This window comes from Paenibacillus chartarius (assembly GCF_042432825.1).
In the GTDB taxonomy this organism is placed as follows: domain Bacteria; phylum Bacillota; class Bacilli; order Paenibacillales; family NBRC-103111; genus Gordoniibacillus; species Gordoniibacillus chartarius.
Window position 1 is genome coordinate 1 of sequence record NZ_JBHLWN010000028.1, and the last position, 13,415, is coordinate 13,415.

The 13,415-nt window shown below is 42.3% G+C and carries 3 protein-coding genes and 2 pseudogenes; all 5 read right to left on the reverse strand.

What is annotated here, in order from left to right; genetic code table 11:
- Positions 1-196: 196 nt before the first annotated feature.
- A complete protein-coding gene (locus ACFFK0_RS07665) occupies positions 197-616 on the reverse strand; it encodes a hypothetical protein (RefSeq protein ID WP_377469486.1) in 420 nt (139 codons plus the stop codon).
- A 402-nt stretch (positions 617-1,018) separates the two neighbouring features.
- A pseudogene (locus ACFFK0_RS07670) lies at positions 1,019-2,226 on the reverse strand (IS110 family RNA-guided transposase).
- Between the two features lie 454 nt (positions 2,227-2,680).
- Positions 2,681-3,979: pseudogene (locus tag ACFFK0_RS07675) on the reverse strand (IS110 family RNA-guided transposase).
- 1,187 nt (positions 3,980-5,166) lie between these two features.
- Positions 5,167-10,449, reverse strand: a complete 5,283-nt coding sequence (locus ACFFK0_RS07680; protein WP_377469488.1) for an RHS repeat-associated core domain-containing protein — start codon at positions 10,447-10,449, stop codon at positions 5,167-5,169.
- A gap of 194 nt (positions 10,450-10,643) precedes the next feature.
- Positions 10,644-13,415: RCC1 domain-containing protein (locus ACFFK0_RS07685; protein WP_377469489.1), on the reverse strand; the 2,772-nt coding region annotated here is incomplete at its 5' end.

Below are 13,415 nucleotides of genomic sequence, written 5' to 3' on the forward strand. Positions count from 1 at the left end.
CCTTTCTATTAATTCCATTTTAATAGGTTTGAGAGTTTACACAAAGAATTTTACAGCCTCATACCTTACGAAAAGATATGAACGTCTCAATTCCAGCTTATCTCTCAAGAAAACAAAATTTTCCACATAACATAATACTGCCCTCCGAAAAAAAACCTAAAAAAGCTATCAGTTTTAATATCGCTAGTTGGTGACGCTATTTAAAAATCCATTTATCAGCAAAAGGTGTCGGTGGGTCTTGAAAGATTCCGTTATCCCCTTTGAACCATGCCTTCTTAATTTGATCATTTATGGAGTATGTTACAATATAATAATCGTCTTTTTTCCTCGCCTTACTTTTCGCTATTTCTTTAAATGGAGTTGAACCTCTTTCAGTAGCTTCAATTGAAATTATTGTTCCGCCCGTTCTCAGAATTTCACTAGTAATTTCGTTTCGATGTTTCTCATCTTTAGCTTGAAAATACAATACTGTACTTATTACTGATGAAGTAATAATAATAATTATCAGCTTTTTACTTGGAATCATTTTTGAATTAGAATATCTAACAAAAGACCAAAAAACCAAAATAAAAGTAACTAACAATACAAACATTGAAATGTAACCATAATACGGCAAAACCCCACCCCATCCCCATTAATTTCCTATTTTTATTTATTAATTTTCTTTAATAGAAGCAACAAACCCTTAGTGAAAAAGTACATTATTCCTCCGCCAACTAAAGATGCTATTGCTAATAAATACTCTTTATTAATGAGATACATTATTGAAAAAAATATTGGAAGTACTATGAAAGATACTAGGGTTAATCCTTCAAAATATTTCATTTTATCCCCCAACCATTCTAGCACCGTATACTTCTAACTTTAAACCCATTGATGGTCATAACTAAATAAATATACAAATTCAAACTCAGTGGATTCAATCTGCCCTTCATACGTATCCTAGTTTATAAAGCGTATTATCCTATGAAAAAGGGCGGAGACTGTTTTCCAATCGCCGCCTGACTTCATTATTATATCATCCTGCATGTGGCATGGATACTTGTGGGATTACATAAGCCGCTTTAGTCCTCATTAAGTAGTGAATGACATTCACTAGTTTCCTCATGATGCAAACAATCGCTTGTTGCTTCGTCTTTCCTGCCGCCATCTTTTGCTCGTAATAAGCGTGGAAGTATGGATTGCGTGGCTCTTTCTTAGTACGTGTAACGGCAATTTGACGGATAGCAAGGGCTTGGATGATGTCATGTAGTTCTCTGTTTCCCTGCTTACTTTTGTAATAGCCTACCTTGTTACCCGAACCTTTAATTATTAGTGCAATCCCTGCAAATCTAGCAAGTTTGTCAGGAGTAGCAAAACGGTGGATATCTCCAATCTCTGCCACAAGTTCCGCCGCTGTAACAAGTTCTATACCCGTCATGGTTTCCAGTTGGAATCCTTGCTGTTTCATTAGCCCTTCAATTTCATCCTCAATTCGAGATAATTCACGCTGATAAAAGCGTATGTTACGAACAAGACCTGTCACGATGAAATCACGTTTCTCTTGGAAGTCCCTTGTCGTATCACCATCCTCGGCTATAAGTGTTAGAATCTGCTCTGCTTTTTTGATCGATAGTCCATTATTCTCAACTTACGGAGATACTTCGCTAATTCATCCGCCCCCAAGTCTGACAAATGAACGGGGGATGGATACTTATGCCAAAACGCTAATGCTGTCTTTCCATCTACCTCGGAAAAGAACTTTTTGTAGCTTGGGTAGTGGTATCCTAACTGCTGATGAAGCCGTTTGACCATACCTGTCAGGCTTTTGGATTGCCATTTAGGCTGTGTAACTAACTGACTGATAGCCCAATACAGGTCAATTGGCTTAACATCAGGCAGATTCTGAAGTTCATCCCGTAAAACCTTTGCTACACATTCTGCATCCCAACTGTCAGACTTCTGTATGGTCACATGGCTCTTACGTCTTGCATTGGCTAGTTTAGCATTGACTTCTTTTACCCAACACCTTTTTTCGGTCAGGTAAACCGCTAATGCTCTGCCATACCCGCCCACATCCTCTAAGCCGTATGCCACTGACATGCCCTTCTTTGTGTGTTTCCTGACTTCCTTTTCAAGCTGTGGGAACGCTGACGGTTTATTGTCGAACTTAATTTCGCCTAGCTTCTGATTCCAGCAGTCGATAATGACCGCTGTATGATGTTGTTTGTGTAAATCAACGCCCACATAAACAAGTTTATCCGGCTATATTATCTTGATTCACTCCCACTATAAAGTAATGTTTTCTCTTGTTTGCTCGCTCTTTCTTATTATTTTAACTTTGACAGATTGTGAGACGCCGGTGGAAAATGTATGGTGTAGACCATTTTGGCGTAAAAGGGTAGGCGGAAACAGAGCCTGCAATCAATGGTTTCCAGACTATGGATACTTAGGTATGATCGCACAGTGGATCTCCACGTTCCCCCCTTAGGGTTTACCCTCCCATGTCACGCTGGGTCTATGCCCTTACATTCCTTCGTTCTACCTCACAAGGGGTGGAGGCCGATTCTTGCTCCTCTACTGGGTCGCTGCCCTTATGGAATGTTTCCTTCGGCTTCTCCGGTGCTTCCGTTGTCAGAGTTGTACACAAGTGTATAAGCGAGATTCCAAGTTGATTCACAATCCAATAGCTTTGAGTAAATTACGCAGTACTCTGCTCTAACTGGGCTTGTCGTACCGGTCCCAATACATCGGTTGCGTTATATTCCACTTGCTTTGTCCCCAGAGTAAAAAGGACTCGGATGAGCTTTCCACACAAGGCAATGATCGACTGCTTCTTCTTCAGCGGATTGTCGCTGCGCGTGGTGTAGTACTTGTGGAGAGCTTTAAACTCCTCGTTTTTGGCGACCATGGGCAGCAATGCACGGAACAGAATTTCCCTTAGGCGAGAACGCCCTCGCTTACTGATGCCGGTCTTCCCTTTCCGTATGCCTGAACTGTTCTCGGTGAGATTCAGTCCAGCCAAGCGGATAATCTGTTGCCCGTGGTCGTAGCTCTGCAGATCTCCCACTTCCGCCAGGAAGCCGGCAACGGTAAGTACACCTATCCCCGGAATGCTAAGCATCTGCTTAGTACCAGAGATGTTACCCAGAAGCCTCAGCACCTCGGCAATGAGGTTCTCTTCCTGTTTACAAAACAGTCGATACTGTTCCAAAAGAGAGCCCAGCTCGAAGCGAGCAGCAGCCAGCCCTTCGATTAGACCGATGGAGGCCTTTGCAGCCGCGCAGAGCTGCTCTGCACGCTTGATCCCAATGCCACGCTTGATTTCCGTTTTCCAGTGGAGTAGGACGCCTCTGGCGCCAATTGAGACGACCTCCTCGGGAGTTGGAAATTGCTCTAGTGTCATGAGCGACGCTTTGCCTTCCCAGTCCTTAAATACCGTAGAGTATTCCGGGAAATAGCGATCCAGCCAGTTCGTAATCCGCGCCTTCACTTGCGTAAGATTCACCATGATTTTCTCACGCAAATTCATGAGTATGCGCAATTCGGCGAACTCCTGAACCGGCAGATTCGGCTCGGAGTATCTTCCGTTCCGAATGAGATCGGCAATGACCTTTGCATCTTTGTAGTCGCTCTTGGTTTGTGAGTTGTCCTCAAGCTCCTTAGTTTTGTTGACGTGGTGAGGATTCACGACAACAACCTTGATGCCTTGTTCTTTCAAGAACGCTGCTAACGGGAACCAGTAGTGTCCAGTAGGCTCGATACCGAATACGATGTCGGTTTTCTCATGAGTTCGGCCAAGCTCCTACATCCACGATGTCAGCTTCGTCAGCCCTTCTTGATCGTTGTGGAACACGCAGTCCTTGCCTAGCTCAATGCCGCGGAAATCCACGGCACGGGCAACATGAATCTTCTTGGCAATGTCTGCGCCCACGACCAGCGTCTTTTCGGTAATTCGTGTAATTCGTTGATTTTGTTTCTGTTTTAACTTATGCTTCATGATGAGTGCCTCTTTTCGTATGTGGGTGTTGTTCTTGGCGGAACGTTTCCCAGTATACTAGAGGCGCTTTTTTCGTTCAAAGCTCAAATTACTTCATTACAGGAATGGCTCCTCTTGAAATTGAATGGATACTGATAGATTAGAATTGCATACCAGCACAAGTGGACATTAGTCACATAGACACCTAAGCAAAACTCTAACCCATGAGTAACCACCCAATCGGATGGTTGGAACAGTTCGATAACATAGAGCCGCATCCTCAGTTCGAGCGCCATATTTGCTTCCCTCCTGCCTAAATGCTGTCAAGCGACAACCATAGTTTAGTCAGGGAAGGCACTCTTGTATTCCGTCAAAACCCAAGCGTGGCGCGGCTTTTCGCTTCCTTTCATTGCATTAGTAGATTCATATTCAGTAATATCGCGGATTTTTACATTCCCTTTATGAAACATTTACCAAATGTATTCGCTTTCTTTGATACATATTTTTTTACTCCCTTACATTACATTAGCTCCTGACTGTAAACTTGACTGTAGCCTGACAATCAAACCACACTTTTATCAAGCTGTCAGAGCGCCTACACGCCAATGTCAGACGTAGTTTGCGACTGACCATAATCGCCCTTTTCATGCACATTAGTTGCCTTAGAGTGGCGATTAGGAAGTGATAGCGCTATCATCATAACTGGTTAGGTTGCATTTCGCTGCCGCGGCAAACGTCAGAAGCAATATACATCCATGTGAGGTTCGGACAAAAAGAAAACCACAATACGATGGTTAGTCGCATTGTGGCTACTGTTATTTTTTGTATCTGGACAAAATTACACCAATGATATTACCAATAGCAAGAGAAAACCACGAAATAAAAAAAGTAACAATAATAATGAGTCCATCTGCTAAATTCCCATCTGTATCTCCACTTGTAAATAGGCTTTTAATAATCAAGAAAAAAATGCAAATAATCAAGTAAATACCTATGCTAGAAAAATATTTTCTCCAACTCTGACCTATTAAAATCAAGAAGCTAGTCGCTGAAGTAACAATAAGTAGGGTTGTAAATATTAACAACGAGATGGTTGAAAATATATCGTGCTTAGTATTTATTAAAATAAAGAAACTAGCAGTTATGACAAAATGAATGAGAGAGTTTGCTAATAATTTTAAAAGGCTAGGCATGAAATTGCCCCTTTCCTACCTTCCATAAATTGAAATACCAAGTTGTATCATCGCTTGGTCTCTTGGATCGTCAAACCATGACGAATAATAAGAAACTTGCGAGGTTCCAGAATAAATTTGATACACACCTGCTCCAGCTTTCAAAAATGTATCTGAGTATCCAAATACTTTGCCAGCATAGCCGAAATAAATATTGCCTAAGTCATCTCGACGATACATCTCATTTTCAAAGGTGTAGTAATTGCTATGTTTAAACACTGAATTTTTCACATCAACCCTACTACCTGTTTCGACAACTCCCCAAAAGGTTTTCAATTTTGTTGCTGCATCGGCTTCATAACCACCATAATCAGCCTTAAAACCATTCATTAACCCGTTAAATTGATTCGTAATATCAGGTGCATCGACTCCTGAGTCTCTATATTTAACATCGCTAGGAAGTCCTGTGTTATGAATTTTATAATACGTAACCCGAACAGCATCTGCCATCATTTCTAGACCTTTTTGTAATTCCTTATACCCTTCAATAATGTCTAAGTTACTTTGTGCTTGTCTACAGGAAACAGTGTTGTTACATGTAGAAATGCTTTGCTGTAACGTGTTAATACTTTTTTGATATGAGTCCCATTTTTTTGTGAAAACGTCCGTAAGTGCAATTAGGTCGTCATTGTCGGACACCTTTACATGTCCCGTTGGGTCAACGTATCTTAGTGGATTATTCTCCACATACGTATACAAATTCAAACTCAACGGATTCGTTATGTCGCCCTCGTAACTGTCCTCGTTAATAAACCGGCCTATGCTTGGGTCGTACCATCTTGCCCGTAAATACTGCAGTCCCGTTGAGGAATCCCAATACTCCCCGCTATATCGGAATGGTTGCTGCACCTGCTCCACAGTAGACGTCGGATTACCCCAAATATCATACGAATAAGTATTGAGAGTATTCCCGTTCACATCAGCAAGACCGATGATATCGCCATGTCCATTATGCAGATAATAAGTTTTATTCCCACTTGCATCTACACGTGCAACAAGTCCATTACCACGAAGATATCTAGCTTTTAAAACAGCTTTGCCATCTGTTTGGACCATTCCCTCAGCTATAACACTCGATCCGTCGTAATAATAACGTGTTGTTTGTCCTCCTTCGGTACGTTCATACAAAAGTCCATCTCCATTGTATTTATACGAAACCACTTTGCCGCCAGAGAGTGTTACTTTAATCAGTCGGTTACGATCATCGTAATCATAACTTGCATCAGTAGGGTTAATTTGTTGATTCCTATGCATGGTTTGACGATTGCCACGACTATCATACGTGTAACTCTCTTGGAATTGCGTTGATGTTGCGATCCGATTTAACTTATCATATCCGAATGAAAATGACGTTCCGTTCTCGGTTTTACCGGTTTGATTGTAGTTATTATCATAGCTGTAACCGAATGTATTAACGTTTATTCCGTTACTTTTATTCTGTACAAGACTGATAAGGTTCGCTCCATCAAAACCATAAGTGCTATTCATTCCATTCTTTAATGAAACAACGTCGGTCAGTCCATTCTTCTTATACGTATAACTTGCTTCCCAATTATTGACCGCATTCCCAACACCGTTCAACCGATAGCGGATATCATAACCATAAGCAGTTGTAAAGCCAAACGGATCCGTTGAACTGGTACGGTTTCCAAGGGTATCATATTGATACTGTATGGTTCGACCATCCGCATAGGTAATTTCATGTAAATACCCTGTTGCCTGCTCATACTTATACTGGGTCATTCCTGTGTTATCCGTCATGGTCAAACGTCTACCCGCGGCATCATACGAATAAGAGATCGTCTCTTGCGGAGTAATGCTCTTTGTTAAAAAGTCCCGCTGGGCGTCGTACTCAAATGTCTTCACCTGACCTTTACGGTCTACATGACGGATTACATTGCCATTCCCATCATAATAGTATTTGTCCATCTGGCCTGACGGATCGATTCTCTTGATGACTTTCCCGGTTTCATCATAATGCTTCTGTATCTTGTTGCCATCTGGATAGATCATTTCAACTAAATTTCCGGCAAGACTATACGTGTAGCGATGGATATTGGATAACGGATCTGTAACCGAAATCAAGCGCCCTAAAATATCATACTGGTTCTTCGTTTGGTTACCGTTCCCATCTGTAATGGTAATCGGGTGACCTGCATAATCGTAACTATAGATACCAAGCAATACATTGCCGGTTGCCTTTACCCATTCTTTCTTGAGCAATTGGCCACTGATATCATAAGTCTCCCTATAGTGGTTGGATTCGGCGTCAGTTGTGGTTTTGGTTCGATTGATATCATCATAGGTAATCGTCTCTGTATCAGGGTTCACTAATCCTGGAAATGAAACTTGTATTACACGATTCCATGCATCATAGGCTGTTTCGGTTCGACGATTGTTAGCATCCATACTCCAAATTTGTCGTCCGTAAGCATCATACCCATATGTTTTATAGTTTTGACCGATCGTTTCTTTTTCAATTTGACCAATTGCGTTATACTTCCGAACTGACTTGATTCCGGCTAAGTCAGTTACGGTTACAATATTATTCCTATCATCATATTCAATTGCTGTATAATTTTGATCCGGCAACACTTCCTTCGTAATGCGTCCTAATGCATCGTATTCGTATTTCGTAGCGTTATCTTTACTATCGATATACTTAGTCAAGTCTCCAGTTAATTTATTATACTCCGCTTGTCTCGTTATGCTCGAAACCTCGTTATCTGCATCCGTTACGTTCATGGTTTGCTTCGTGACAAATCCGGCGTTATATCCATACTCTTGCGAAATGCTTACATTTCGACTGTCATCCCTGATAGTAATCAAGGTGACATTTCCATATGGATCATAGCCATAATTCACCTGCTGCTTTAGTGTCCCGGTATTCAAGTTCTCCCTGACGGTAAGCTGGGTCACATTACCTTGCGTGTTACGTATCAATTCCGTATAGCTGCTTATTCCATCAGCTACGGGACGCAAGATGGAAGTCTGTAAATGTGTATTCGGATCGTAAGCATATGTTGTCGTAACATTCTTTGGATCTGTTTCCGTCACTACATTTCCATAATCGTCATACGTACGTTTTACCGTCACTGCTTCTGATGTGACGGCATTACTGGTAACCGTTGAAGTAACATCATTCGGCACGGGAAGCTTTCGAGTTTCATCGAATGTCTGCTTGATGCTACGCTTGTCTGCTCCCGCTTCCTGAACAATGTCTGTATTGTAATAAACGGGAGGCGTATTTTCATCGATATACTGTTTTTTATACGTGTATATTGTCTTAAATAGGCCGTTATCCGTAGTCGTATGAAAGTTGGTACTGTAGCCGTAAGATGTGTCCCCACCGGTAAAAGTCACTCGATTACTCTTTTGTTTCACCGTTCCATCCACGTTATAAAGAACATCTTCACGTGAGTGAACACGATAATATTCTTCCGACTCACTCTGCTTTCCAACCGTTCTGCTCTGCTTCTCATAGCTATACTCTGTCCGTGCCCCTGTCGGATGCTCAACGCCTTTTAGCAAAGCGTAAAAGTTGTTTTCTGGTTCGTAATAGTGGGGTAACAAATTAAAAGAACCCGCAAAGACGTCATAGGAATATCGCAAAGTTCGGCCACCTGCATCCGTAGCCGAATCTAGGAGTTCTTTGTCTGTACCCGGTGCCAGTCGTTTGGTGTAGCGTACGACTTTATCACCCATCGTTGCTGTGACTTCGGTAGCAGAGTACGAAATATTGATTTGATTACCTAAAGCATCGACGACCTTCGTCAAAACCTCTCCATATGGTGGAACAATCGCATAATTGTATTGAATTGAATTTCCATAAGCATCACTTGTCTGGATTAACTTTCCTTCAGGAGAAAAATACTGTTTGATGCCTTGCAAAGAAGTCAGTCGTCGGTAAGAAGTCTTTCCGTTCACAACCACAGACGTATCGCTAGTCAAATTAAGATCTTTCCATGGGTAACCGATAAGATTGTTATTAGAACCAATTTCATAAGTTGCCCCGCCTTGTAAGCGGAGATAAATATGATTATTCTTGCTTTCGATCTCGGGAATATCCCAGTCCCAGCCCCTTCCAAGCGGGGAAACTTTCGTTGCTCGTGCCGCATTTCTTACGCCTAATCCCTGAAAGTCTCCTCCTTGGCTTATGACTTCACCAGTTGGGTACATTTTTGCTACAAACCCGACTTTTCCATAACGAGCTTGTAAAGAGAAAAAGTACCAAATCATAGGGTCATCAACTTGCGGATTTGTAGCTTTATAAAGCCCTGTTTCAAGTTTCTTTCGCTCAAGTTCAGGTATACCGTAGGCGTAGACATAATAAAATCGACCGGACCACTCACTATCTTCACGATTAGCTCCAACAGTTCGATCCAACGTACTCCCATAATAATCGTATCTAAGATTGTTTATCATGTATCCTTCAGATTCACCGGGAGCACGATCTTTTCCATTGGGATAATAGTAAATAAAATAATGAAACTTTGGCAAAAAACGATTATTCCATAATTGAACTACATCTACATTTTTTTCAAAAAAATTTGATTCAGAGCTGTCATACTTGCGTGTTAGGTAGAACGAAAGCCCATTTCGTCCAGGCAAAGTAAGATCGGTGTAGCTTAAATTTAAATTTCCACTCAGAGTGGAAATTGCCTCATTTCCATTTGCAACGCTATACGGAGCTTGATCCGACTTTACCTCCAATCGGTTTAACACAGATTCATCGTAGGTGGAAGGTCGTTCCGATGTGCTTGTTACACCCATGCTCTTTAAAGTTCCGTAGGTAGAGTCTGTTACAGTTGACTTAGTAAGTGTATAAGTTGTTTCCCTTTCGGAGGTCGTCATACTAGTTGCATTGGATTCTTTTGAGGAATAGGTTGAATCCGTAACCGATTGATATTTTACAGTCTCCTCGATCATCCGCATTAACTCATTTTGCTTTTGTTTTACTGAAGGATTTATTTGCTCAAGATGAGTTTGGAAGGCCGTCCCATCTTGCTGTCGCTGCTTAAGCGCTTGATAGATTTCAGTTAATGTATATCCGTAGTTTAAAGCAAAAGAAATATCTTCAGCAGCAACGCCAAACGCAGTGCTTAAATTCGATATTGATAATATCCCTTGATCTTCGTTAGCCTGAATGACTTGGTCACTCTCTCCACTGACCGCAAATGTTTCAGCGTCGATTTTGCCAGGAGGAAGCATGGATGATACGAGAGACATCAATAATAAGAAAATAATAATTTTTTTCATATGCCAGTCCTTTCTTACTCAATATTTCCATGATTGTTATAGATGTTGTACATCTCTCTTTATTTCACTATCAAGTTAATGCACTTCACAAAATACTTAAGCCTTTATCCTTGTTAAACGTTCATGGACCAGTAACAGTAGCGATGTTGCCGCTGCTGTCATACTGAAACGCCTGAACGTACCCCAATTAAAAATCATGGAACAGAAACCTTGATCTTATTTCCGTTCTTATCGTATTGAAACGATTGAATCACTTGGCCAGTTGCTTCAACGACGATAGACTGCAGCCGACCAGCAGAGTCGTAGTTATACTTCAACCTGCCTCCACTTACCATAACGATCTTATTGCTGCTCGCCGATAAATTCCCTGCGGCATCTTTAGCCTTCACACTCCATGCATAAACTTTATTCGGTATCAGACCCGTCACGACATATGAGGTTTGAGTTGTAGTGCTAACTAAAACTCCATCGTTATAAATCTCATAGCTAGCTATCCCAACATTATCCGTCGATGCCGACCATTGTAGCGTAACTGAGGTTGTGGATTGGTTTGATGTGGTTAGATTTGAAGGCGTTGTCGGCGCTTGAGTATCTGTGAAGGCGTTCATAGCAATAATCGGAGTTTTGGAAAGTCCATGTCCGTCACCGAGCTGCCCAAATTCATTGGACCCCCAGGTCCACATAGTTCCATTCTGTGAGGTTACAACAGTGTGGTCGTAACTAGTTGAAACTTTACCCGTATTTGTAAAACCAGTAATCTGCACGGGAGTCGACTTTGAAATGTTCGTTCCATTCCCATATTGGCCCGTTCCATTACTTCCCCAAGCCCAGAAGCTGCCGTTGGCTTGAATAGCCATAGAATGATAATATCCCGCCGATATACTAGTTACGTTAGACAATCCCGCAATCTGGAATGGGGTTATCTTAGTCGTTGTAGTTCCATCTCCTAATTGGCCTTCATTGTTATATCCCCATGCCCACACCGTGCCATCCGTCTTTAGAGCAAGTGAATGCATGTATTGAGTTGATATTTCCTTTACATCTCCAAGGTTGTTGACTTTTACCGGGCTTGTCCGGCTAGTTGTTGTTCCATCCCCTAATTGACCATAGCTATTATTCCCCCATGACCAGGCTGTTCCGTCTTGCTTCAGAGCTAAACTATGCGCATAGCCTGCTGATACAACCATCACCCCGGTTAACCCGGAGACTTGAACTGGCTTGGTTCTTTCGATCTTGGTCCCATCGCCCAACTGCCCTGCACGGTTGTCCCCCCATGACCAGACCGTACCGTCCTGCTTTACAGCGATCGAATGATTTTTACCTACTGCTATTGCAATGACATTAGTTATCCCGCTGACTTGTATTGGAGTTTTCTTGGACACCTTCGTTCCGTCACCTAGTTGACCATATGAGTTATCACCCCAGGCCCATATCGTGCCGTCTTGCTTTAAGGCGATTCCATGACTATCATTTGTCGCAATGGACGTGACATTCGTGACAGTGCTTGCTTGTGTAGGTACCGTCATATGTGATGACGAACCGATGCCAAGCTGACCGAGATCATTTGCGCCCCATCCCCATACCGTACCGTCGTTCTTGATGACCAAAGTACTCGCAATTCCCGTAATAGCCTTCTTCACATTGGAGATGGTCGGCAAGAAAGTAGGAGTATTCTTTATGCCGGATGTACCATTACCTAACTGACCGCTTTGATTTCCACCCCAAGTATAAATAGATCCATCTTTCTTAAGAGCAGCGGAGAACGTAAATCCTCCCGTTACGTTTGTCACATTGTTCAAACCGATAATCGATACCGGACTTGCTCGCATTTCCGTAGTACCGTCGCCGAGTTGAGCGTAACTATTCATCCCCCATGCCCTTACAGATCCATCCTGCATCACGATCATCGTATGAAAATACCCGGTTGCTCCTGCAACTGCGTTCGATATCCCGCCAAGCTGAGTTGGTTTCATTTTGCTTGTTTTCGTACCATCACCTAGCTGTCCATTGTCGTTTGCTCCCCATGTCCAAACGGTTCCATCCCGTTTAATAGCGAGTGAGTGGAACGCCCCTCCGGATAAAGAACCCACCTGCGAAAGCTCGACTACTTGCATAGGTACAGCTTGATTTGACGTAGAATTAATCCCTAATTGTCCTTGAGCATTGTTGCCCCAAGCCCAAACAGTTCCATCCTGTTTTAGCGCAAGCGTATGCTGATTACCAGCTTCAATGGCAGAAACTCCAGAAATCCCGGTGATTTTTTTAGGAATGGATTGGTTACCTGACGTACCGTCGCCGAGCTGCCCGGATGCATTCTGCCCCCAGCTCCATACGCTTCCGTCCTGTTTCAAGGCAAGTGTGTGGAATTGGCCCGCAGCAACTGCAATGATCTGGGATAATCCGTTTACTTGTGTAGGAGTTGATTTATTATTTGTGGTTCCATCGCCTAGTTGCCCAAATGAGTTGTTTCCCCACGTCCAAACTGTTCCATCTTGTTTCAATGCAACACTGTGATTGGCACCTGCAGACAAAGAGACTACGTTCGTCAGAGAAGTAAGTTTAACTGGTGTATTCTTAGAAGTTGTTGTTCCATCTCCAAGTTGACCACTCTCATTTGCGCCCCAAACCCACACTGAGCCATCCGCGCGAAGCGTCAGAACGTGAGCTTGTCCGGCACGTATGCTGGCAGTTACACTTGCATTTGCTTGAACCTGAGCTTCCAACACGAGTTGTGTTAGCCATAAAAATGCCACAGTTGCTAAGTAAATTACGAACTTTCGACGTAAGGATGTAGAGCTTAGTACCATTCCATTACTTCCTTTCGATAATTTATGAGGCAATGATATAATATCTAAGATCACTGGCATTGCATAAAAGTTATCACGAAAAACCCACATTAAATATTTGAGCATTTTGCATAAACCAGAGCCCTTGCTAGACAAAGGTTTTTGAACATAAAAAAGGGA